Origin of the sequence: Corallococcus sp. AB011P, assembly GCF_003611605.1 — a bacterium.
GTDB classification, from domain to species: Bacteria; Myxococcota; Myxococcia; order Myxococcales; family Myxococcaceae; genus Corallococcus; species Corallococcus coralloides.
The window spans coordinates 1,067,665-1,090,784 of record NZ_RAVX01000001.1 but is presented as its reverse complement, the minus strand read 5'-3'; the positions used below and the strand labels follow the sequence as shown (position 1 = coordinate 1,090,784).

General features: G+C 71.5%; 14 protein-coding genes. 7 read left to right on the top strand and 7 right to left on the bottom strand.

Going from position 1 to position 23,120, the window contains the following annotated elements; all coding sequences use genetic code 11:
• Positions 1-8: 8 nt before the first annotated feature.
• Together D7X30_RS04680 and D7X30_RS04675 are read right to left on the bottom strand one after the other, a co-directional pair.
• Positions 9-1,361 (bottom strand): universal stress protein, encoded by a 1,353-nt coding sequence (locus tag D7X30_RS04680; RefSeq protein WP_121713144.1) that lies wholly within the window; start codon positions 1,359-1,361, stop codon positions 9-11.
• Between the two features lie 123 nt (positions 1,362-1,484).
• On the bottom strand, positions 1,485-3,377 hold the full coding sequence (locus tag D7X30_RS04675; RefSeq protein WP_233591378.1) for a bifunctional acetyl-CoA hydrolase/transferase family protein/GNAT family N-acetyltransferase: 1,893 nt from the start codon (positions 3,375-3,377) through the stop codon (positions 1,485-1,487).
• A gap of 116 nt (positions 3,378-3,493) precedes the next feature.
• Here D7X30_RS04675 and ppsA point away from each other — a divergent pair, with 116 nt between their 5' ends.
• The gene (gene ppsA / locus D7X30_RS04670; protein WP_120561574.1) at positions 3,494-5,842 is read left to right on the top strand and encodes a phosphoenolpyruvate synthase; all 2,349 of its coding nucleotides are present in this window, start codon (positions 3,494-3,496) and stop codon (positions 5,840-5,842) included.
• Positions 5,843-5,849: 7 nt separating this feature from the next.
• Here the strand turns inward: ppsA and D7X30_RS04665 are convergent, their stop codons facing one another.
• Both D7X30_RS04665 and D7X30_RS04660 read right to left on the bottom strand, forming a co-directional pair.
• The gene (locus D7X30_RS04665; RefSeq protein WP_147443108.1) at positions 5,850-8,705 is read right to left on the bottom strand and encodes a PAS domain S-box protein; all 2,856 of its coding nucleotides are present in this window, start codon (positions 8,703-8,705) and stop codon (positions 5,850-5,852) included.
• A complete protein-coding gene (locus D7X30_RS04660) occupies positions 8,702-11,233 on the bottom strand; it encodes a cation-transporting P-type ATPase (protein WP_120561572.1) in 2,532 nt (843 codons plus the stop codon). The genes D7X30_RS04665 and D7X30_RS04660 overlap by 4 nt, the downstream gene beginning before the upstream one ends.
• A 165-nt stretch (positions 11,234-11,398) precedes the next feature.
• On the opposite strand from D7X30_RS04660, the gene D7X30_RS04655 reads away from it, so the two are divergent.
• Positions 11,399-12,694: a universal stress protein gene (locus D7X30_RS04655; protein WP_120561571.1), complete on the top strand. Its 1,296-nt coding sequence runs from the start codon at positions 11,399-11,401 to the stop codon at positions 12,692-12,694.
• Between the two features lie 19 nt (positions 12,695-12,713).
• Positions 12,714-13,769: an alcohol dehydrogenase catalytic domain-containing protein gene (locus tag D7X30_RS04650; RefSeq protein ID WP_120561570.1), complete on the top strand. Its 1,056-nt coding sequence runs from the start codon at positions 12,714-12,716 to the stop codon at positions 13,767-13,769.
• Between the two features lie 24 nt (positions 13,770-13,793).
• Here the strand turns inward: D7X30_RS04650 and can are convergent, their stop codons facing one another.
• Together can and D7X30_RS04640 are read right to left on the bottom strand one after the other, a co-directional pair.
• Positions 13,794-14,468 carry a carbonate dehydratase gene (can, locus tag D7X30_RS04645; protein WP_120561569.1) on the bottom strand — a complete coding sequence of 225 codons (675 nt, stop codon included), beginning with the start codon at positions 14,466-14,468 and terminating at the stop codon, positions 13,794-13,796.
• A gap of 75 nt (positions 14,469-14,543) precedes the next feature.
• Positions 14,544-15,473 carry a hypothetical protein gene (locus D7X30_RS04640; RefSeq protein ID WP_147443107.1) on the bottom strand — a complete coding sequence of 310 codons (930 nt, stop codon included), beginning with the start codon at positions 15,471-15,473 and terminating at the stop codon, positions 14,544-14,546.
• Between the two features lie 117 nt (positions 15,474-15,590).
• Between D7X30_RS04640 and rraA the strand changes: the two genes are divergently transcribed.
• Complete coding sequence (gene rraA / locus D7X30_RS04635) at positions 15,591-16,088, top strand: ribonuclease E activity regulator RraA (RefSeq protein ID WP_120561567.1); 498 nt, start codon at positions 15,591-15,593, stop codon at positions 16,086-16,088.
• A 100-nt stretch (positions 16,089-16,188) separates the two neighbouring features.
• Here the strand turns inward: rraA and D7X30_RS04630 are convergent, their stop codons facing one another.
• Entirely contained in the window at positions 16,189-17,538 is a 1,350-nt protein-coding gene (locus tag D7X30_RS04630) for a cytochrome-c peroxidase (RefSeq protein ID WP_233591377.1), read from the bottom strand.
• A 288-nt stretch (positions 17,539-17,826) separates the two neighbouring features.
• Here D7X30_RS04630 and D7X30_RS04625 point away from each other — a divergent pair, with 288 nt between their 5' ends.
• From D7X30_RS04625 to D7X30_RS04615, 3 genes are all read left to right on the top strand, one after another.
• Complete coding sequence (locus tag D7X30_RS04625) at positions 17,827-21,120, top strand: kelch repeat-containing protein (protein WP_120561566.1); 3,294 nt, start codon at positions 17,827-17,829, stop codon at positions 21,118-21,120.
• Between the two features lie 203 nt (positions 21,121-21,323).
• Entirely contained in the window at positions 21,324-22,493 is a 1,170-nt protein-coding gene (locus D7X30_RS04620) for a right-handed parallel beta-helix repeat-containing protein (RefSeq protein ID WP_120561565.1), read from the top strand.
• A 96-nt stretch (positions 22,494-22,589) separates the two neighbouring features.
• Positions 22,590-23,120 (top strand): ankyrin repeat domain-containing protein, encoded by a 531-nt coding sequence (locus D7X30_RS04615; RefSeq protein ID WP_120561564.1) that lies wholly within the window; start codon positions 22,590-22,592, stop codon positions 23,118-23,120.

The following is a 23,120-nucleotide window of genomic DNA, read 5'->3' as shown; positions in this document are numbered from 1 at the left end:
CGTCACCATCACGGCAGCACGGGGTGCTTGATCACCAGCACGGGCCGGCGGCTGCGAGCCACCACCTCCTGGGCCACGGAGCCGAGCATCGCGCGGCGAACACCCGTGCGCCCGTGCGAGCTGATGCAGAAGATGTCCGCCCCGTACCGCTCCGCCGCCTGGCAGAGCACCTGCGCGGCGTGGACCCCGGACAGCAGCTCCGTCCGGACGGTGATGCCCCGGCCGGCCGCGTCGCTGGGGACCTGCGCCTCGAGCTGGCGCCGCAGCTCGGCCTCGTCGTCGTCCATGCCCAGGGCCATCGCGGGCCAGAAGTCCGCGTAGACGACGGGGATGGGCGACTCGATGACATACACCAGGATGAGCTCTCCGCCCCGGGGTAGGAGCGACAGGGCGTGGGGGATGGCCTGGTTCGCCAGCGGCGAGAAGTCCGTCGAGACGAGGACGCGCTGGATGGACGGGATGCCCACGGCCGCTTCGGCCTCCCGTGCCGCGCAGGACGGGACGCAGGCGACCGCCGCCACCGGCGCGAGCTGGAGGGCGGAGAGCGACACCGAGCCATGCCGCACGCGCCGCAGCCCCCGTCGCTGGTGGCTGCCCAGGAGGAGGAGGTCCGCACGCGCCGCCTCCGCGAGCCTGGCGAGCGGCTCCGCCACGTTCCCGTGGTCGGAGGACATCCGCAGCTCCGCACCAGCCTCACCGATGCGCGTCAGGCGCTCCCGCAGGTCCCGCTCGAGGATGGCCTCGATGCCCTCGGGCCCCGGGGTCGCGCGGTACAACCCGAGCCGTCCGTACTCCGTGGCCGGATTGTAGACGTGGGCGACCGTCAGCTCGACCGGCCCCACCCGGCGCAGCTCCGGAAGCCAGCGCAGCGCGACCTCCGCGCTGTTCGAGAAGTCATCACCCACGACGACCCGCAGCGGGCGCTTTGCCTGGCACCAGTCCAGGAACGGCTCGGACAGACGGACCATCAGGAAGGGGCAGCGCGACAGCTGCGCGATGCGCGCCGGGACGCCGCCCAGCCGCCAGCGCTTCTCCGAGCGCCAGCCCAGGGCCGCCGTGATGATCATCCGCGCCTGGAGTTTCGCGGCGTGCTCGACCAGCGCCTCGTCCGGCATGCCCAGCAGCACCTGGGGCTCCACGGACAGCCCTGGATGGCTCAACCTGTCGGCCTCGGCGGCGAGCCGCTTCTCGAGCTCCGTGATGGTGCTGCCGTGCTCGGCCGGCCAGTCGCGCCGGAGCATGCCGGGCTCCGCGGCGTGCACGAGCACCAGCGGCGTGCCCGTCCGCTCCGCGATGGCTGCCGCGACGCGGACGGCCTCCCGGGCATGGTCGGAGAAATCCGTGCCGACGACGATGGCCATGACGCCCCCCAAGGGGCTTCGCATGCCCCGCTGCCCGCGAGGGCGCCCCCCTTGCGTGGAACGGTTGGGGCTGGCGGCGGAGTGCGCAAGAGCTCCGGGCAGGGGCAGGCGGCGCGCGGCCCCTCACCCGGGTGCGGGGGCCGGCGGCGCGGGCGCCTCCGGGAAGAGCAGCTCCAGGTGGTACATGCCGTCCTCGCGGCGGCTGCGCACGGGCAGGCCGCTTTCGTGGAAGACGTCCAGCATGGAGGTGTTCGTCACCAGGACATCCGCCTGGAAGCCGGGGATGCCCCGGGCCATGGCGGCCTCGCGGATGCGCCGCATCAGCACCGTCCCCACGCCACGCCCCTGCCAGTCGTCGCGGACCACGAAGGACACGTCCGCCAGGCGCGTCGCCGGGTCCACGATGTAGTGCACCACGCCCACCACCTCCTCCGTGCCGGGCGGACATGCGACCAGGGCCATGTCGTGCTCGAAGTCCAGGTCCACCAGCCGTTGGATCTCCTCGTGCGGGTGCTCCTTCTTGAAGCCCATGAAGCGCCGGTAGCAGCTCTCGCGCGACAGGCCGTACAGCAGGTCCTGCAGGGCGCGCTCGTCGGTGATGCGGGCCGCGCGGACGACCAGCGCGTCGTGCGACAGCGTGTGCTCCAGCCGCTCCTCCGCCCAGGGGTAGCGCGCGTGGGGGACCACCTGGTCCGGCAGCACCCAGCGGCGTCCCTTGGCCGCGGCCAGAAGCTCCGCCCGGAAGTCCGGGTGGGCGACGTTGATGAGCGCGAGCGCGCGCTCACGGATGCTCTTCCCCCAGAGCTCCGCGACGCCGTACTCCGTGACGACGGAGTGGACGTCCCCCCGGCTCGTCACCACGCCGGTGCCGGGCTCCAGCGCCAGCTGGATGCGGCTCACCGTGCCTCCCTGCGCCGTGGAGGGGAGCGCGATGATGGCCCGGCCTCCGGGACTGCGGCTCGCGCCCCGGATGAAATCCACCTGCCCGCCGATGCCGGAGTAGAAGCACCCGCCCAGCGTGTCGGCCGCCACCTGGCCGGTGAGGTCCACCGCCAGGGCGGAGTTGATGGCGACCATCCGGGCGTTGCGCGCCACCACCGCCGGGTCGTTCGTGTCGTCGCTCGGCCGCATCTCGATGGCGGGGTGGTCATGCGCCCAGGCGTAGAGCCGCTGGCTGCCCATGATGAACGACGTGACGAGCTTGCCCGCGAGCACCGTCTTCCTTCGTCCGGTGATGACGCCCGCCTCCACCAGGTGCATGACGCCGTCGGAGAGCATCTCCGTGTGGATACCCAGGTCGTGGTGGTTCACCAACTCCGCCAGGACCGCGTCCGGGATCCTCCCGATGCCCGACTGCAACGTGGCGCCGTCCGGGATGAGCCGGGCGACGTGCGCCCCGATGCTCCGGGACACCGCGTCGGGTGGCTCGGGATGGACCTCCAACAACGGGAGCGTCACCGGCACCAGGTGGTGGATGCGGCGCACGTCCAGGAACGAGTCCCCGTGCGTGCGCGGCATGTTCGGGTTGACCTCCGCGATGATGAGCGAGGCCGCGTCCACCGCGGCGCGCACGATGTCCACGGAGACGCCCAGGCTGACGTAGCCGTGGGCATCCGGAGGACTGACCTGGATGAGCGCCACGTCGATGCGGATCTTCCGGCTCCGGATGAGCTCCGGGATTTCGGAGAGGAACACCGGCATGAAGTCCGCCCGCCCCTCCTGCACGGCCTGCCGCACGTTGGGCCCGATGAAGAAGGCGACGTGGCGGAAGCGCCCGGCCTGCGAGGGCTCCACGTAGGGCGCGGGCCCCAGCGTCAGCAGGTGCACCACCTCGTTGTCCGAAAGGTAGGGGCCGCGCTCGTCCACCAGGGCCCGCACCAGCGTCACCGGCTCGGCGGCGCCCGAACCGATGAGGATGCGCCTCCCCGGCAGGACGGCGCGCAGGGCCTCCTCGGCTGTCCTCACCCGGTCCGCGTGGCGTTGGATCCAATCGTCCATCCCCGTCCGGATAAGCACGGGGCGCGTCCTCCGCGCGCCGGGACGGGCAGGCTCGCGGTGTCCCTGCTCCCCTGACGGTGTACGTCCAGAAGGCGCCAGCCCCAGCTTGGAAGGAGCGCGAGGAGCCCAAGACCATGGATCCGACCCTTCCCCCAGAGCCTTCCGCCCGGGCACCGGAACCCCGACCGGCCCCGCCCCCGTCCATCCTCTGGTTCGACGCCCTGTCCCGGGAGGACGTGGCCCAGGCCGGAGGCAAGGGCGCCAACCTGGGGGAGCTGACCCGCGCCGGGCTGCCCGTGCCCCCGGGCTTCGTCATCACCGCCGCCGCCTTCCATCAGGCGATGGAGCCCGTGCGCGCCCGGTTGCGCGAGCTGTGGGAGCGCGTGGATCCAGATGATCCGCGGTCGCTCACCGAGCTCACGGAGTCCCTGCGCGGCCTCGTGCTCGAGGCGCCCCTGCCCGACTGGCTGGACACCTCCATCCTCGCCGCCTATCACCGGCTGCGGGAGTGCTCCGCGGTGGCGGTGCGCTCGTCCGCCACCGCGGAGGACACCGCCACCACCTCCTTCGCGGGCATGCACGAGTCGTTCACCAACGTGGCGGGCGATGACGCGCTCCTCGACCGCGTGCGTGCGTGCTGGGCGTCGGCCTTTGGCCCGCGCGTGGTGGCCTACCGCAAGGCGCAGGGGCTCACGGAGGTGCCGGAGATCGCCGTGGTGGTGCAGGCCATGGTGGACTCGACGCGCTCGGGCGTCATGTTCACCGTGGAGCCCACCACCGGAAACCGCTGGCACCTCGTCATCGAGGGGGCCTTCGGCCTGGGAGAGGTCGTCGTGGGTGGACAGGTGGAGCCCGACACCTACGTCGTGGACCGTGAGGGGCCGCGCCTGCTGGAGACGCGCGTGGGCCTGAAGTCCTTCCAGCTCGTGCGCGACGGCGTGGGCCGTGAGAAGCGCGAGGAGCTCCCTCCGGAGCGGGCCCACGCGCGGGTGCTCACGGACGTGGAGGTGCTGGAGCTGGCGCGGCTGGGGCTGCGCGTGGAGCGGCACTACGGCGCGCCCCAGGACATCGAGTGGGCGGAGCAGGACGGCCGGTTCTATCTGGTCCAGTCGCGGCCGGTGACGACGGGGGCCGCCGCCGCGCCGGAGGCTCCGGGGGCCGCCGTAGCCTCGGAGCGGGCGCGGGTGAGCGGGCTGGGCGCGTCTCCCGGCGTGGCCTCCGGCCGCGTGCGGGTGCTGCGTGACGCCCGGGAGGGCTCGAAGCTGGAGGCCGGTGAAATCCTCGTGGCGCCCATGACGTCTCCGGACTGGGTGCCCACGCTGCGGCGCGCGGCGGCGGTCGTCACCGACAGCGGCGGCATGACGTGCCACGCGGCCATCGTCAGCCGCGAGCTGCGCAAGCCCTGCGTGGTGGGCACGCGCACCGCCACGAAGGTCCTGCGCGATGGGGAGGAGGTCACCGTGGATGGCGCCGCCGGCACCGTGCGCGAGGGCCTTGCCCGGGAAGCGCCCTCCGTGGCGGTGGTGGGGCCGCCCTCCCCCAATGCAGGGCCCCAGCCCCGGGAGGCCAGCGGGCCGGAGGCGCTGGGCACGCGGCTCTACGTGAACCTGGCCCTGCCGGGACAGGCCCGGGAGGCGGCGGCGCTCCCGGTGGACGGCGTGGGGCTGCTGAGGGCGGAGTTCATGCTCACCGAGGCCCTGGCCGGCGTGCACCCGCGCAAGCTCATCGCCCAGGGGCGCAGCCGCGAATTCGCCGAGCGGATGGCCCAGGCGCTCTTGACCATCACCCGCGCCTTCCGGGGCCGCCCGGTCGTGTACCGGACCACGGACTTCCGCACGAACGAGTTCCGGGGGCTGGAGGGCGGCGGCGAGTTCGAGACCGTCGAGGCCAACCCGATGATCGGCTTCCGGGGCTGCTACCGCTACCTGCGCGAGCCCGAGGTGTTCCGGCTGGAGCTGGAGGTGCTCGCCCGCGTGCGGGACGAGACGCCCAACCTGCACCTGATGATTCCCTTCGTGAGGACGAAGTGGGAGCTGGAGGCGTGCCTGGAGGCCGTGGAGAAGAGCCCGCTGGGACACCACCGCGGGCTGGAGCGCTGGGTGATGGCGGAGGTGCCCTCCGTCGTCTACCGCATCCCCGAGTACGCACGGATGGGCATCACCGGCGTGTCCATCGGCTCCAATGACCTCACGCAGCTCATGCTGGGCGTGGACCGGGACTCGGAGCTGTGCGCGGAGCTCTTCGACGAGGAGGACGCGGCGGTGCTGGACGCCATCGTCCGCATCATCCGGGCCAGCCGCGAGGCGGGCATCACGTCGTCCCTCTGCGGCCAGGCCCCGTCGAACCGGCCCGCCTTCGCGGAGCACCTGGTCCGGGCGGGCATCACCTCCGTCTCCGTGGACCCCGCGGCCGTCGGCGCGACCCGGACGGCCGTGGCGGCGGCGGAGCGGCGGCTCCTGCTGGAGTCCGCCCTGTGCCGGTAGGGCACGCTCAGGCGTACGTCCCGGCGTGCGCCTGGGCGCCTTCCGCCGCGGGCAGCGTGAAGAAGAACGTGCTGCCCACGCCGGGCGCGCTGTCCACGCCGACCTGACCGCCGTGGGCCTCCACCAGCCCCTTCACGATGGAGAGCCCCAGCCCCGCGCCCTCCTTGCGCTTCGGTCCGGCCTGCCAGAAGCGCTCGAAGATGCGCGGCCGGTCCTCCGCCGCGATGCCGGGGCCCGTGTCACTCACCAGGAAGCGGACCTGCCCCGCCTCCGGCTGGACGCGCAGCAGCACGCGGCCTCCCTCGGGCGTGAACTTGAGCGCGTTGCCCAGGAGGTTGGAGAGGATCTGCGACAGCCGCTCCGGATCCGCCAGGACGCGGGGCACGCCCTCCGGCACGTGGGCCTGGAGGAGGAGCGACCTTGCCTCCGCGAGCCCCCGGTGCTGCTCCAGCGCCTCCTGGATGAGCGGCCCCACCTCCAGCGGCTTGCGCTCCACCGACAGGCTTCCACCTTCCATCCGGGCCACGTCCAGCAGGTCCTGGATGAGCCGGTTCGCCCGCTGGACCGACTTCTGGAGGGCCTCCAGGCGCTGCCGGGCGCCGTCGTCTGGAGGCAGGTGCTTCTCCAGCATCCTCGTGCTGAGCTGGATGACGTTGAGCGGGGTGCGCAGGTCGTGCGCCACGATGCGCAGCACCTCCTCGCGCATGCGGATGGCCTGCTCGGCCCGTTCGTACAGGCCGGCGTTTTCGATGGCGAGCGCGGCGCGCCGGGCCAGCTCCTCGGCCTGGGCCTGCTCCCGGGCTCCGTAGCGGCGCCCGGCGCTGGACGTCGCGAGGAGGATGACCCCCAGGTTCCGCTCCCGGCTGCGCAGCGGCAGGATGAGGGCCGAGCGCGGCGCCAGCTGGCGCAGCTGCTCCCGGTGCCCGGCGTCCACCGTCGTCGCGTCGAGCATTCCGGGGGGAGCCTCCGGCAACAACACCGGCCTTCCCGTGCGCCGCACGGAGGCGATGAGGGCCGCTGGCAAGAGGAGCTCCGGTCCATACTCCGCGTCCAGCGCCCGCAGCCGCGCCTCCGTGCCCGCGTCCGCGGCCGTGTGCTCCACCCGCTGGATGCGTCCGTTCGCGTCCAGGCAGGCCACCACGCACCAGTCCGCCAGCGCCGGCACCGCCAGCGCCGCCACCGTGGCCAGCGTCGTCCGGGACGACAGGGACGCCGCGAGCCGAGGGCCCACGTCCGCCAGGAAACGCCAGGCCTGCTCCAGCTCCTGGCGCTCCGTGATGTCATGCATCTGGGAGATGAAGTGGAGCGGCATGCCCCGCGTGTCACGCACCACCGCGCTCCAGATGAGGATGGCGATGCGGCGGCCGTCCTTGCGCACGTAGTGCTTCTCCCGCTGGAAGGAGGACAGCTCCCCCCGGCGCATCCGCTCGGCGTTCTGCTCGTCCACCGGCAGGTCCTCCGGCGCGGTGAGGTCCTGGAACGACCGGCGGAGCAGCTCGTCCCGCGAGTAGCCCACCAGGTCGCAGAGCGCCGCGTTCACGTGGAGGAAGTGGCCATCCAGTCCCACCAGCGCCATGCCAACGGGCGCGCCCTCGAACGAGGTGCGGAAGCGCTCCTCGCTCAGGCGCAGCAGGTCCTCCGCCTTCCGCCGCGCGCTGATGTCCCGGAGGATGACGGTGAGCCGCTGCACGCCCTCCACGTCCAGCTTCATGATGCTGGCCTCCGCCGGGAACGCCTCTCCTCCCCGGCGCCGCCCGAGGATGGGCAGCCGCTCGCCCATGTGCCGGGACGTCGCCGCGCCTCGCGCGAAGCGCCGCACGTGCGCCGCATGGACGGCCCGGAGATGCTCGGGGAGGAGGATGTCCAGCGGCTGGCCCAGCACCTCCCGCGCGGAGTAGCCGAAGATGCGCTCGGCGCTCGCGTTGAACAGGACGATGTGCTGCTCGGTGTCGATGGAGATGATGGCGTCCGCGGCGTGGGTGACGATGCCCGCGAAGCGCGCCTCCGACAGCCGCAGCGACTGCTCCACCCGCCGCCGGCTCGCGTCCAGCCGGGAGAGGGCGTTCGCGTTCCAGAGGACCACGGCGAGGAAGGCCGCCATCGTCAGGAGCACGAAGAGGGTGACTCCCTCGGTGGTGCCGTAGAGCTCCAGCCGCTCACCCAGGAGCCGGACGGCGCCCGCCACGGGCACGAGCAGCAGGACCGCGAACAGCAGCCGCCGCGCCGAGTGCCCCCCGAGGTCCTCGCGCAGCAGCACGCCCGTCAGCCCACGCTCAGGGTGGAGCGAGAGCAGCCCTCCCGACAGCAGCAGCAGGCCCAGCGACAGGGGGAGTCCCGGCGCCCTGGAGGCTCCCACCACGGTGTTCAGGGGGGCCAACCCGAACCAGTGCCCCTGGTACACCCCTCCGACGAGGCCCCACACCGCGAGCAGTGCGGCGCAGGCGGCCAGCCACCGCGCGGGGTACCCGCCCTGGCGCGTGCGCACGTGCAACGTCCAGAGCGACAGCCCCGTGAGCAGCAGGCCCAGCCCACCTCCCGGAGCATCCCGGGTGAGCTCCGCGACGCCCAGGACCACGACCCCGGTCGCCAGCGCCCGCCCCACCGCGCGAGGCCCGCCGCGCGCCGCCTGGGCGTGGAGCAGCCAGAGCGCGCCTCCCGCGAAGAGCAGGCCCCATCCGTCCCAGGGAGACGGGCGGTCCGGGGCCGTGGCGGGCGACAGGGCCCAGCCGCCCACCACGAGCACGCCCAGCAGGACCGCGAACGCGCTCGCTGCGGCGACGACCCCCGCGAGCCCCCTCGCGAACCAGGGCGGCGCACTCCGAGCGGAAGGCGCGGACGGGGTGGCGGGAGGCGGGTGCGTCATGAGGTCTCCGGGGCCGGCGTGCGCCGGCGGGTTCGCCACCGGTGGCCCCGGAGCAGGCCGCCCCGCGCGTGAGGCCCCGCGACGAGCAGGGGCACCAGCGCGGCGGCGACGGCGACGAGGACCCGGCCCCAGTCGCGAGCAGTGGGCGGGTGCAGCCCCACGAGCGCGGCCAGCGCGGGCACCTGGATGAGCAGCACGGAGAGGCCCAGCGACAGGGCGCAGACCCACCGCGCGGTGCGGGTCCGCAACCTTGTGAGCACGGCCGCGAAGGTGGCGCTCGCCAGCGTGAGCGAGGCCATCGCCACCGCCCTCGCGCGCTCGATGTCGTGCCCTTCCGACAAACATCGCGCATAGGCCCAGACGAGCCCGCACGCCATCAGCCCGCCCACCGCCGAGAGCAGGGTCCACTCCCGCCAGGAGAAGAAGCGCGCCGCGGGCCTCGCGCGCAGCGGGGTGAGCCGCCCGGGCCGCGCGGCCGCCTGGAAGGCCAGCATCGCGGTGGGGTGGATGATGAGCTCCAGCCACACGATGTGGATGGGCAGGTACAAGAGCGGCTGTCCCCAGAGCGGCACCAGCGCCGCCGTGCCGACCAGCGGGATGTGGATGAGCAGCAGGTAGAGGAAGCAGCGCTGGAGGTTGGAGAAGAGCTGACGGCCCTCCGCGATGGCGCGCACCAGCGTGCCGAAGTCGTCGTTCAGCAGCACGATGGAGGACGCCTCGCGAGCGCTCCGCGTCCCCCGCTCCCCCATGGCGATGCCCACGTCCGCGACCTGGAGCGCCGGCACGTCGTTCACCCCGTCCCCCGTGGCGGCCACCACCTCGCCCTCCTTCCGGAGCGCCTTCACCAGCGCGTACTTCTGGGCAGGCAGCGCGCGCGCCACCACGTCCACGGGCGGCACCCTGCCCGTGTCGGCCAGCCGTGCCTCCAGGTCCTCTCCCGTGAGCACCACCGGATGTTCGCCCCCCAGCCCCAGCCGCCCGGCGATCGCGAGCGCCGTCCGGGGGTGGTCCCCCGTCACCATCACCGTGCGCAGCCCCGCGTCGCGGCACTCCCGCACCGCCGCCTCCACCCCCGCGCGCACCGGGTCCTCGCACGCCACGAGCCCCAGGAAGTCGAAGCCCCGCTCCGGTTCGCCGCCATGCCAGTGCGCCGCGTCCAGCGTCCGGCTCGCGCACGCGATGACCTTGAGGCCCTCGCGCGCGAGCGCGTCCAGGCGGAGCACCCACTCCCGCCGGGCATCCTCGGACAATGTGCACAGGCCCAGCACCCGCTCGGGCGCGCCCTTCACGGCGGCGAGCAGCGTCCCGGGCCCCTGCCGCACCACCGCCGTCTCACGCTGACGATCCTCGGTGAACGGGAAGGTGGCCTCACGGGTGGGAGCGGGCAGCTCCGGCAGGTCCCGCGCTCCCGCCTCCAACAGCGCCACGTCCAGCGGATCCTTCCCCTCCTCCCGCGAGGCCAGCACCGCGGTCCGCAGCAGCACCCGCGGCGTGGTCCCGGGTGACGGCAGCAGCCGGGTCACCCGCAGGAGCCCCTCGGTCAGCGTGCCCGTCTTGTCCGAGCAGACGCAGCTCACGCGGCCGATGTTCTCGACCGAGACGGCCTGCCGCACCAGCGCCTGCCGCCGGGCCAGCCGGTACACCCCCGCGCCCAGGAAGAACGTGAGGGCCACCGGGAACTCCTCGGGCAGCGCCGCCACGCCGAGCGTCGCCGCGCTCAGGAGCGCGTCCAGCCAGCCGAACCCCTGGCGCAGGCGGACGAGCGCCAGCACCGCGCAGAGCGCCGCCGCCACACCCACCAGCACCGCCACCAGGTGCGCCACCGCGTGCTGGAGCGGCGTGCGTGCCCGGGCCTCCTGCCCCGCCGAGCGGATGATGCTCCCGTACAGGGTCTCCGGACCGGTGAGGATGACGCGCACCCAGGCCGTCCCGGTGAGCAGCCGCGTTCCCGCGAGCCCCCAATGCACCGCCTCCACCGCCGGCTCCACCCCGGGCGGGAGGCGCTCCAGCGGCCGCTTGCGCACGGGCATCGACTCGCCGGTGAGCGAGGACTCCTCGGACTGCAGGCCCTGCCCCCGCACGACCAGGCCATCCGCGGGGAACGTGCTGCCCGCCTCCACGCGCATGAGGTCTCCCGGCACCACGTCCTCCGCCGGCACCTCCGTTTCACGGCCGTCGCGCGACACCGTGGCGCGCTCGGCCAGGCGTCCGCGCAGGCCCTCGGTGGAGGCCTGGGTCCGGTGGTGCAGGAAGACGTCCATGCCCAGCAGCGGCACGAGTGCCAGCAGCATCACCACCGCATTCACCTGCTCGCCCAGGGCGAAGTAGAGGGCGCTCGTGCCCACGAGGAACCAGAGCATCGGGTCGCCTCCGGCCTCGCGCAGGCTCTGGAGCGCGGAGCGGGAAGGCCGGCCTCGCACGTCGTTGCGGCCATAGCGCGCGCGGCGCGCCAGCACCTCTTCCGCCTCCAGACCGCGCACATCTTCCCAGCCATGAGGCAGGCGATCGACCGGAACCAGGACTCGCATGACGCCCCCGGAAGAAGCTGGGGTCCTGCATGGGCGTCGTCAACGCGTCCGGCCCCCGTGAGCCCATCGAGAGGGACCTGGCGTGCGCCGCGTCCGCTGCTTCCGCGTGGGACATGCCGCGCTTGCGCGGTGACTAGCTTGGAGAGGCGACTGCACGGAGGGGCCATGACCATCGCCTGCGCGACCAATTTCTCGGAAGACGCCCGGCGCGCCTGTGACATCGCGGCGCTGCTCGCACGGCGGCTGAACGTGCCCCTGTGCCTCGTGCACGTCCTGTCCGGGAACCTGGTGCGGACCTTCGGGGACGCCATCTGCGAAACCGCCGAATCCACGCTGCGCGACGAACGCGACCGGTTGCGGTCCACCGGCATCCAGGTCGACTCCGTGCTCCTCACGGGAGAGCCGGAAGAGGAGCTGCGGGACCTGGTGGCGAAGCGCGGCCTCCAGTGGGTGGTGACCGGGGCGCCGCGCGAGGACACGCCCTTCCGGGGCCTGGGGGGCACGGTCGACCGGATGGCCCAGCTGCTGGAGGTCCCCTTCCTGGTGGTCCGCGAAGGCTCGGGCCTGGAGGCCTGGGCGCGCGGCGAGCGCCCCTTGCGGCTCATGCTGGGCGTGGACCGCTCCAGGCCCTTCGAGGTCGCCCGGGAGTGGGTGAAGCGGCTCGCGAAGGTCGGCCCCGTGGAGGTCGTGGGAGGCCGCATCGTCTGGGTGGGCAGCGAGGCGGAGCGGCTGGGGCTGGTGCACCCGCACAGCTACAAGGACATGTCCCCGGAGCTGCGACAGGCACTGGAGCGCGAGTCCGACTCGCTGCTGGAGCCCCTGCGCGCGGAGGGCCTGCCGGTGCGGTCCCGGCTGGAGCCGGGGCTGGGCCGCATCGCGGACCACCTCATCGCCCTGGCCACGGAGGAACAGGTGGACCTGCTGGTGGTGGGTACGCACCAGCGCAGGGCGCTCGCGAAGCTGTGGAGCGTGTCCCAATCCGCGCGGAGGCTGGCGCCCATGTCGGTGGTCAGCGTGCCGGTGCGCGCGGCGGAGCAGGGGCTGGAGCAGGAGACTCCCCGGGTGCGCTCGGTGCTCGCGACCACGGACTTCGGCGAGGCCGGCGACCGCGCCATCGCCTACGCCTTCGCCATCACCCCACCGGGCGGCACGGTGCACCTGCTGCACGTGGAGCCCGCGCAGGCGACGCCCGAGGAGCTCCAAGCGGCGCGGCATCAACTGGAGCTGCGCGTACCGTCCCCGGAACACAACGGCAGCCACAAGGTCGAGCTGTCGGTGCTCAAGGGCGACGACATCGCGGCGGTCATCACCCAGGCGGCCGAACGCCACTGCGTGGACCTGGTGTGCATGGGCACGCACGGCCGCACGGGAGTGAGCCGGATGGTGCTCGGCTCGGTGGCGCAGCAGGTGATGGCCCGCAGCGACCGCCCCGCGGTGACGGTGCGCATGCCGCGCACCTGAAAGACAGACGAGGTGAGCCATGAAGGCAACCGTGTTCCAAGGCCCCCAGAAGCTGGGCATGGAGGAGGTGGAGCGGCCCAAGGCAGGCGTGGGCGACGCCATCGTCCGGGTGACACTCACCACCATCTGCGGCACCGACGTGCACATCCTGCGCGGCGAGTACCCGGTGAAGCCGGGCCTCACCGTGGGCCATGAGATGGTGGGTGTCATCGACGAACTGGGGCCGGGAGTGACGGGCTACCAGGTGGGGCAGCGCGTGCTGGTGGGCGCCATCACGCCGTGCGGCCAGTGCCGGGGCTGTCTCTCCGGGCACGCGTCCCAGTGCGGCCACGGCGAGGGCCTGGAGGCCCTGGGCGGCTGGCGGCTGGGCAACACGATGAATGGCGTGCAGGCGGAGTACGTGCGCGTGCCCTTCGCGCAGGCGAACCTGGCGCCCATTCCGGACGAGCTGAAGGACGAACAGGTGCTGCTCCTGGCGGACATCGCGTCCACGGGCTTCAGCGGCGCGGAGTCCGGCGGCGTGAGGATTGGGGACGCGGTGGTGGTGTTCGCGCAGGGGCCCATCGGCCTGTGCGCCACCGTGGGGGCGCGGCTCATGGGCGCGTCGCTGGTGATTGGCGTGGACGGGGACGAAGCGCGTCTGGCCATGGCGCGCAAGCTGGGCGCGGACGTGGTGCTCGACTTCCGGAACCAGGACGTGGTGGCGGAGGTGAAGCGGCTCACCGGCGGCGGCGCGGACGTGGCCATCGAGGCGCTGGGCACGCAGCAGACCTTCGAGAGCGCGCTGCGCACACTCAACCCGGGCGGCACGCTGTCCAGCCTGGGCATCTACTCCGGGAAGCTCCAGGTGCCCTACGACGCCTTCGCCGCGGGGCTGGGGGACCACCGCATCGTCACCACGCTCTGCCCGGGCGGCAAGGAGCGCATGCGGCGCCTGATGGAGGTGGTGCGCGCGAAGCGCGTGGACCTCACGCCGCTCTTCACGCACCGCTTCCAGCTCAAGGACATCCGCGACGCGTATGAGCTGTTCAGCCAGCGCAAGGACGGCGTGCTCAAGGTCGCCATCCGGCCTTGAGCGGACGGGCTCGCGGCGGTGCGCCTACCGTGCCGCCGCGTAGCGCGCGAGGCTTTGGGGCAGCTTCGCGGCCAGCTCGTCCGGGCCGCTGAGCGTCAGGCCCAGGTCATGGAGGAGGCCATCCTCCACGCTGTAGACCCACCCGTGCACGGTGAGCGCCTGTCCGCGCTCCCACGCGTCCTGCACGATGGTCGTCTGACACACGTTCTGCACCTGCTCCAGGACGTTCAGCTCGCCCAGCCGGTCATGCCGCTCGCGGGGTGGCAGTGATTCCGGCAGGAACCGCTCGTGCTTCTGGTGCACGTCCTGCACGTGGCGCAGCCAGTTGTCCGCCAGCCCCACCCGCTTGCGCTCCATCGCCGCACGCACGCCGGAGCAGCCGTAGTGGCCGCAGACGATGATGTGCCGCACGCGCAAGAGGTCGATGGCGAACTGCAACACCGACAGCGCGTTGAGGTCGGTGTGCACGACGACGTTGGCGATGTTGCGGTGGACGAACAGGTCGCCGGGCATCAGGTTGACGATCTGATTGGCCGGCACGCGGCTGTCGGAGCAGCCAATCCACAGGTACTCGGGCGACTGGTGGCCGGCCATCTTCCGGAAGAAGTCGGCGTCCTTCTCCACCATGGAGGCGGCCCACTGGCGGTTGTTCTGGAACAGCGCGTCCAGCGTCCGGTCGCCCGTGTTTCGGTCGGTCATCCGCCGGAATCTATCCCGGCGGAAGTCCGGTGCCGCGCGCCGTTTCCACGAAGGAACGGCGCGCGGTGGTGCGTGCTACCGCGGCGCGAACGTGCCGCTGCGGAGTTCGCCGTCAATGCCCCCAGCGCTCAAGGCGTCAAAGCTCGCGGCGCCCCCGATGATGTCCGCGGACTGCAGAAGCGGATAGCCGTCCGCGCTCAAACCCATGTTTGGCGCAAACGGGTAGAGCGAGAACCGGATGCCCCTCTCCAGGTTCTCCAGGACGATCTGGCCCAGAGAAACGTTGGACGAGCCAGCGGCTTCCATGAAGAAGCTCATCGAACGGCCCTGAAGGGCGGCGATGACCTGCTCCTGGAGGGCCGCGCTCACCGGGCCTCCCACTTGGAAGGTCACAGGCGCAGTCTCGACAGTGACGCGCTTGTAACCGTACTCAACCGAGCGCGTCACCGTGGACGACTCATAGCTGATGACGAAAGGCATGCTCTTCCCGGCCAGCTCGGTGAAGATGTTCGAGGAGCCGTACGGCGGAGGGCTGGCCCAGAACTCGATGGTTCCGGAAATCCACCCGCCCGAGTCCACGCCGATGCCCACGTCCGCGGTGCCGTCTCCCGGCACCTTGAACAGGAAGCGCACCGGGCGCGTCTCACCCTCGCCCAGCGTGAACGCCATCGGGTTCGGCGACACCAGCGTGACAGGCACCGTGACGCCCGGCGCGTCCGTGCGCTCCACGTGCCATTCACCGTTCATCTGGATGGTGTACGTCCCGGCCATGAGCGCCAGGCTCACCGACTCCGCGGACGTGTCCGTGATGGTCGCGTTCTGCGGCCCGGTGATGGCGAACGTCGCGCCCACCAGCTTGTAGCTGCGCCCCGCCGACGTCGACACCAGCGGCAGCTCCAGCAGGCCCTCGCCGTCGCGAAGCACCGGCGTGGACGTTCCAGAAACCTCACCACACGCGACCACCAGCAACGCGAGCGCGCCCACCAACCACTTCAGCATTTGCATGGACTTCCCCCTCAGGAAGACGCGGACGATAGGATTTCGAACATTGCACGGTCAAGGCACGCGGACCCGCACGCGCAATCACAGCCATACCCGGCCGGCGCGTGCATCCTACGAATCATGAGCGATACCCCTGACATCAAGACGGCGGATCTCTGCGACGCCCACTCGGGAACTCCGCAATTCCAGGTCGCCGAGCCGGGATTCCAGGACTATGGCGGGCGCCAGAGTTTCTTTGGACCCATCAGCACCGTGCGCGCGCCAGAGGACAACTCCCTGGTGCGCAAGGCATTGGAGGAGCCCGGCCAGGGCCGCGTGCTGGTGGTGGATGGTGGAGGCAGCCGCCGCTGCGCGCTGGTGGGTGACGTGCTCGCGGCCCTGGGCCAGAAGAACGGCTGGGCGGGCGTGGTGGTCAACGGCTGCATCCGCGACGCGGAGGAGGTGGGTCGCACCGGCATCGGCGTGAAGGCGCTGGGCACCCACCCGCTCAAGAGCGGCAAGCGCAACGAGGGCCAGCGCGACGTGGAGGTGCGCTTCGCCGGCGTCACCTTCACCCCAGGCCACCACCTCTACGCGGACGCGGACGGCATCGTCACTTCGCAGAAGGCGCTGCGCTGACCTTCGACTTCCCCACCCCGGGCCACACGGAGCGCAGCGCCCCCGCGAGGGTGCGCAGCGCTTCAGCCGCCAGCAGCGCCGCGCGCGGTGAGCCCGCCCGTCACTGGAAGTAGCCGTCCGAGAGCGTGCGCAGGAAGGCGACGATGGCCTGCTCCTCCTGGGGTGACAGGCCCAGGTTGCCCAGCTCCCGCGTGTTGATGTTCAGCCCCACCTCCGGCATGGGCCAGCAGTCCACGCCAGGCATCCCAGACGTGCTCCCCGTGCAGACCGGCAGCACGTCGCGCGTGTTGTAGAAGTGGACGACCGACTCGAGGCTCTTGAAGTAGCCGTTGTGGGCATAGGCCTTGGTGAAGCCAGGGAAGGGGCGCTTGTCCACGTTGCGCAGGGTGGGAACCTTGACCCTGCCCAGGTTGGCGCGCGCGGAGGGCGCGTAATCCTGGCGCGTCTGGAGGAAGCCCCCCAGGCCCAGGTCGATCCAGAAGGGCCCGTCCGGGTTGAACTGGAGCTGCCAGTACCAGGGATTGAGCAGGTTGCGCGGCACGCCCAGGTTCTCGAAGGTGTAGTCGGTGAAGAGCGGCGGCTCGCCGCCCGGGCCTCGCTGGCTCGTGTGGCAGTTGTCGCAGTTCGCCTTGCCCTCGAAGAGCTTCAGGCCCCACTGCTCCTGCGAAGAGAGCCGCGCGCGGCCCGCGAGGTAGGCGTCGTACTTCGAGGAGAAGGCGTTCACCTCGCGAGAGCCCTCGTACGCGGCGATGGACCTCGCGATGTTGTCATAGGCGAGCGGCACGTCGCCGCAGATGCGGGCGCCCCAGACGGCCCGGAAGAGGTCGCCGTACGGGCCGCCGCAGACCTTGGCCACCACCGCGGCCTCGCTGGGGTTGTTCTGCTCCACCGGGTTGAGGAAGGGACCCTGCGCCTGATCCGCGGCGGGGTTGCCCAGCTCCTCGCCGGTGGCGCGGCCGTCCCAGAAGTTGCCGCCCACGAAGTCGGGCTGTCCTGGCGTCACCCGGTGGAGGATGGGAGCCTGCGTGGCATAGGCGGACGAGGGCGGCTTGCGATTGCCAAAGCGCCCGCGCACGGCGCCTTCATAGACAGAGCCGGTGAGGTTGATGAGCAGGCTGGGACCCGTCCAGCCCACCTCGGGGCCATGACAGACGGCACAGGCCTGGCCCATGGGCTCGGAGAGTCGGCGGTCGAAGAAGAGCAGCTTGCCGAGCCGCTCCACGGGCTTCAGGCGGCCGGGCGCCGACGTGGCCTCCTCTCGCAACGTGGCCTCGAAGATGGCCGACGCCTGGAGGGACTCGGTCGTCTCCGGCGACTTCGCGTCGTCCGTGTCCCCGCTCGCGGGTGCCTTCATTGGCAACGTGCGCGGGGGCGGAGCGACTTCGCACGCCAGCGGCCCACCCAGCGTCAGCAGCAGGAACAGCTTCCAGCATGACCTCGAGCCGTGCATGTCCATCACCTCGGATTGAGAGGGGGCGGATAGGGTGGTGTCGCCACCGGCCCTCGGGCCATTGGCCGGAAGCGTTGCCGTCTGTTGGATTCCGGGGATGGGATTGCCCTTTGGATTTGGAAGGGCATACCTCCGCGGACGTGAAGGCCCCTGCCGCCCCCTACTGACGACAGGGAGCCCCCGTCGTCCGGCAAGCGACGGCGGGCCACCTGCCCGGGTCATAGGCGGCAATGTCTTCCATCCCGGATAGTCCGCCCAATCACTATCGCGACAAGGAGGGGGACGTTCATGAAGAGAGCAGGCATGCACCTGATGCTGGTGCTCGTGGCAGCGCTGTTCGCGGGCTGCGGTGCTTCATCCGAGGAGGCGGGGACGGCGCGCTTCATGGTCGCCGCGCACCAATCCCTCGCATCCGACATCACCCGCGTCGTCGTCACCTCCGGGGGAGCGGGCATTCCCTCCGTGTCGGTGGAGCTCGCGCCCACGAACGGGGTGTGGGGCGGAATCATTGGCAACATTCCGGCGGGCGCCGACCGCACCTTCCTGGCGCAGGCCTTCGATGCCGGGGGCACGTTGCGCTTCGAGGGCTCCGCCTCCGGCATCTCCATCCTCGCGGACCAGACGACCCTCGTCGCCATCACCCTCCAGCAGCTCAATCCCCCGCCGCCCTTCGAGAACGAAGCGCCCATCATCGACTTCGTAGCGGCGAACCCAAGCACCGTGGCGGCCGGAGGCACCGTCTCCCTGTATGCCTCGGCGCATGACCCGAACCCGGGTGACACGCTCGGCTACGCGTGGAGCGCCACCGGGGGCACGTTCGCATCGACCACCGAGCCCGTCACCTCGTGGACGGCGCCTGCCTCCACCGGGCTCCAGACGCTCACGTTGACGGTGACCGATTCGCGAGGCCTGGCCTCCAGCGCCCTCCTGGTCGTCAACGTCCTGCCCGAGGGCGAGGGTGAGGCCGAACTGTCCATCTTCTTCAACAGCGCGCCCCAGGTGTCCTCCATCACCGCGACGGCGACGCAACTCTCCGTCGGGCAGATGACCACGGTCTTCGCGCTGGCCACGGACCTGGACGGGGACCACCTCTCCTATTCCTGGAGTGCGTCGTGCGCGGGCACCTGGACCGACTCAAGCTCCGCCCTCGGCGAATTCACGCCCTCGCTCGTGCCGGCCGGGGCCTGCAACAACTGCCGCCTGACCGTCGCCGTGTCCGACGGGCGCGGCGGGCACACCACGGGCACCGTCGCCCTGTGTGTCAGCAACACGCCGCCCACCACGCACCTGGCGCCCGTCATCCTCCGCTCCTACCGCTCCGCGAACACCGCCGACCCGGGCGACGTGCTCACCTATGAGGTGGCCGCCAGCGACCCGCAGGGCTCCGCACTCACCTTCTCCTGGGACGCGAGCACCGGCACGTTGGGCACGCCGACCGGCGACTCCACGCACAGCCGCGTCACCTGGACGGCGCCCCCTTGCGCCAGCGGTGGCACGCCCCCGTCCATCACCGTCACCGTGACGAATGCCTTCGGCCTCACGGCCATCCGGAGCTTCGCGGTGACGGGCCTTCCGGTCTGTCCGGTGCGGGGTTGGGCCACGACGGGCTCCATGACGTCGTCACGCTACGCGTTCACGGCCACCCTGCTTCCCAGCGGCAAGGTGCTCGCCGCGGGTGGCTACAACGATGACCTCTTCGAGTTCGTCGCGACCGCGGAGCTGTATGACCCGGCCACGGGCACCTGGTGCCAGACAGGCTCCATGGCGGAGCGGCGCAACCAGCACACGTCCACGCTCCTGACCGACGGCAGGGTGCTCGTGGCCGGGGGATACCGTGGCGACGTCCTCGCGGCGGCGGAGGTGTACGACCCGGCCACGGGCCTCTGGAGCGGAACGGGCGCCCTGGCGGAAGCGCGTTATGGCCACACGGCGACGCGCCTGCCCGATGGCAGGGTGCTCGTCACAGGGGGATTCAGTCAGGGCTTTCTCGCGACAGCGGAGGTGTATGACCCGGCCACGGGCACCTGGAGCCTGACCGCGCCCATGGCCACGCGTCGCGCCTTCCACACGGCGACGCTGCTGCCTGACGGCAAGGTGCTCGTCGCGGGCGGGGACGACAATGAAGTCCCCCGTACGACGTCGCAGCTGTACGACCCGGCCACGGGCACCTGGAGCGCTCCGAGCACCATGGTCGCCGCGTTCATCGGTCACACCGCGACGCTGCTGCCCGATGGCAGGGTGCTCGTCGTGGGAGAACCGACGGCGGAGCTGTACGACCCGGCCACGGACACCTGGAGCCAGACCGGCGCCCTCGCCACGCCTCGCATCTCGCACACGGCGACGCTGCTGCCCGAGGGCAAGGTGCTCATCGCCGGAGGACTCCAGTTCATCAACGGCGTTCCCATCTATCTCGCATCAGCGGAGGTGTACGACCCGGGCCCGGGCACCTGGACTCCCACCGAATCCATGTTCACCGCCCGCGACCTCCACGTCGCGACGCTGCTGCTGGACGGCAGGGTGCTCGTGGCGGGCGGCCTCAATGACAGCCGTGTTCACGGCGCGGCGGAGCTGTACGGCCCGACGGGCCCCTGGCACCGGACGGACTCCATGAGCTCGTCACGCTACGCGGCCCCGGCGACGCTGCTGCCCAACGGCAAGGTGATGGTCGCGGGTGGCTACAGCAGCTCCATCTTCGGATATCTCGCGACGGCGGAGCTGTACGACCCGGCCTCGGGCACCTGGGCCCCCACGGGCACGCTGGCCGAGCCTCGCTCCCAGCACACGGCGACGCTGCTGAACGATGGCAGGCTGCTGGTCGCGGGGGGACTCGCGAGCGACATCCTCGCGACGGCGGAGGTGTATGACCCGGCCTCGGCCTCCTGGAGTGGGACCGGTTCCCTGAGAAGAGGCCGCTGGCTGCACACCGCGACCCTGCTGCCCGACGGGAAGGTGCTCGTGACGGGAGGAGGCGGTGACAACGGCACCCTGGCGAGCGCGGAACTGTACGACCCGGCCACGGGCACCTGGAGCCCGACCGCCCCCATGGCCACGCGTCGCTCCGAGCACACGGCGACGCTGCTGCCCGACGGCAAGGTCCTCGTCGCGGGGGGGCACGACGGCACCGTCAATATCGCGACGGCGGAGCTGTACGACCCGGCCACGGGCACCTGGAGCGCGACGGGGTCCATGAGCACCGCGCTCCCCCGTCACACCGCGACGCTGCTGCCCAACGGCAAGGTCCTCGCCGTGGGCGGCCTGGTGGCGGAGCTGTACGACCCGGCCACGGGCACCTGGAGCGTGACGGGCACCCTGGCCAGGGCCCGTGCCGGCCACACCGCGACGCTGCTGCCCGGCGGCAAGGTCCTCGTCGCCGGGGGCACCTACACCGAGGGCGTTCCCGACCGGACGTCCGAGCTGTACGACCCGGCCTCGGGCACCTGGAGCGCGGCCGGCTCCATGGCGCAAGCCCGCTTCAACCACACGGCGGCGCTGCTTCCCGACGGCAGGGTGCTCGTCACGGGGGGCATCGACGATCAGACCCACACCGACCTCGCGACGGCGGAGCTGTACGGCCCCACCTGAACGCTCCGCTCCGCCGCGGGCCTCTCCTGGACACGTGAGCGCGGACGTCCGTACTGGAGAGGCGCCTGCCGCCCATCCCTCCCGCGCGGTCGGACTGTCACGCCCCGGCGGACGCACTGCCCCCGCCGGGGGGAGGAGCCACCCGAAGCACTGTGGCTAGCATCTCCGCCAGTGGCCGGAAGCCTCCGGTCCAGGGAGGCAACATGCAGCAGACTCGCGGAGTCGTGGTCGCCGTGACCCTCGTCACATTGCTGACGGGAGTGCCCACCGCCCAGGCCAGTGACCCGGTGCGGTCCGCCGTGGATGCCCAGGTTGCGTTCAACCCCGGAGGCGGCGACGTCCATTGCGGTGACACCCTCACCCAACACACGAAGCTCACGCACGATCTCGACTGCCCGGCCACGGCCCCCTTCGCGCTCCGGGTCGCCGGCGATGGCATCGTCCTCGATCTTGGCGGACACACCGTCCGCCGCACCGGTCCGGAGCCATTGAGTTCGAGGGGGATCCTGGTCGAGGCCAACAGCATGGTGCGCAACGGCACCGTTCGCGGCTTCTTCATCGGGATCGTGAGCCAGCCGGGGACCGGCCAGCTGCGGCTGCACAAGCTCGCCCTCCTCGGCAACGGGTTCGCCGTCGTGAACCGGAGCTCCACGCGCTTCCTCATCACGGAGTGCTTCGTGAGCGGGAACGGCACCGGGCTGACCGGCGAGGTCGAGATGTCCAGCGGCTCGTTTGACGTGAGGGCTTCGGTCTTCACCCACAATGAGCATGCAGCATTCTTGTATTACCACTCCCTCGACGTGCTCGACTCCATCTTCACGTCCAATGGAGATGTCTTCAATTGCGTGGATGGCAATGTCCGCTTCAGGTCGAGCACGCTCGCTTGGAACACCGCGGTGGGCGGGAGCCAGGCGGACCTCGTGGGCCCCCTCTTCTGCAGCGAGTTGCGGTTCGAGAACACGCTCATCGCGAACAACGCCGCGCTCGCGACCACTCTGGAGTGGCAGCCGCTCAAGCTCTCGATGATCAACTCGTGGGTCGTCAGCAACGGCACGGGTCTCCAGGCCGCGATCGAAACGGTCTACATCGACGGCAATACCTTCTTTGACAACGCCGGCGGCCTGACCCTGTCCGACCGCCCGGCGTACGTCCCCTACCCGCTCATTGGCATCGTCCGCGGCAATCAATTCCTGAGCAACGACGGCGACGGCCTCCGGGTTCCGGAGCCCAACACCCCCACGCTGATCCGCAACGTCGCCTTGCACAACACGGGCTTTGGCATCTACGCGCCGACTGCCTTCGACGGAGGAGGGAACGTCGCGCGGGACAATGGCGCGGGCAACTGCGTGGGCATCCACTGCGCCCCCTACTGACGCCAGGAACTGTTTCGATTTGGAGTTTCCGATTCGTCGGATGCGCCCCGGGATATCGACATGGCACGGAGGTCCTACTAGGAAGGAACACCGACCATGAGCCCCACGAACGACCCGAAGAACCCGGGTTCAACCCCGGGCACCGAAGACGACGCCGCAGTGAGGGACGCATTCACGGTCGTGCGCGCGGGGGACGCCAGCAAGCTGCGCGAACTGCTCGACGCCGGGCTCCCCGTGGGGGTGCGCAACGAGCGGGGGGACTCGCTCCTGATGCTGGCCAGCTACCACGGCCACGTGGAGGCCACGCGCCTGCTGCTGGAGCGCGGCGCGAACCCGGAGCAGCCCAACGGCGCCGGACAGACGCCCCTGGCCGGCGCGGCCTTCAAGGGCAACGAGGCCATCGCCACGGTGCTCCTGGACGCTGGCGCGGACGTGGACGGCACGGGCCCGGATGGCCGCACGCCGCTGATGTTCGCGGCCATGTTCGACAAGCTGGAGATGATGGAGCTGCTCATCCAGCGCGGCGCGGACCACAGAGCCCGGGACGCGGACAAACGCACCGCGCTGGACTACGCGCGCTCCATGGGTGCGGCGCGCGCGGCCGAGCGGCTGGACCCGAAGCCCTGA

What these genes read in the sequence shown, in the direction of transcription:
- D7X30_RS04630 (WP_233591377.1), bottom strand. Translation starts at nt 17,538, where the DNA reads ATGCACGGCTCGAGGTCATGCTGGAAGCTGTTCCTGCTGCTGACGCTG.
- D7X30_RS04680 (WP_121713144.1), bottom strand. Translation starts at nt 1,361, where the DNA reads ATGGCCATCGTCGTCGGCACGGATTTCTCCGACCATGCCCGGGAGGCC.
- D7X30_RS04650 (WP_120561570.1), top strand. Translation starts at nt 12,714, where the DNA reads ATGAAGGCAACCGTGTTCCAAGGCCCCCAGAAGCTGGGCATGGAGGAG.
- D7X30_RS04615 (WP_120561564.1), top strand. Translation starts at nt 22,590, where the DNA reads ATGAGCCCCACGAACGACCCGAAGAACCCGGGTTCAACCCCGGGCACC.
- D7X30_RS04620 (WP_120561565.1), top strand. Translation starts at nt 21,324, where the DNA reads ATGCAGCAGACTCGCGGAGTCGTGGTCGCCGTGACCCTCGTCACATTG.
- ppsA (WP_120561574.1), top strand. Translation starts at nt 3,494, where the DNA reads ATGGATCCGACCCTTCCCCCAGAGCCTTCCGCCCGGGCACCGGAACCC.
- D7X30_RS04655 (WP_120561571.1), top strand. Translation starts at nt 11,399, where the DNA reads ATGACCATCGCCTGCGCGACCAATTTCTCGGAAGACGCCCGGCGCGCC.
- D7X30_RS04640 (WP_147443107.1), bottom strand. Translation starts at nt 15,473, where the DNA reads ATGCAAATGCTGAAGTGGTTGGTGGGCGCGCTCGCGTTGCTGGTGGTC.
- D7X30_RS04665 (WP_147443108.1), bottom strand. Translation starts at nt 8,705, where the DNA reads ATGACGCACCCGCCTCCCGCCACCCCGTCCGCGCCTTCCGCTCGGAGT.
- can (WP_120561569.1), bottom strand. Translation starts at nt 14,468, where the DNA reads ATGACCGACCGAAACACGGGCGACCGGACGCTGGACGCGCTGTTCCAG.
- rraA (WP_120561567.1), top strand. Translation starts at nt 15,591, where the DNA reads ATGAGCGATACCCCTGACATCAAGACGGCGGATCTCTGCGACGCCCAC.
- D7X30_RS04625 (WP_120561566.1), top strand. Translation starts at nt 17,827, where the DNA reads ATGAAGAGAGCAGGCATGCACCTGATGCTGGTGCTCGTGGCAGCGCTG.
- D7X30_RS04660 (WP_120561572.1), bottom strand. Translation starts at nt 11,233, where the DNA reads ATGCGAGTCCTGGTTCCGGTCGATCGCCTGCCTCATGGCTGGGAAGAT.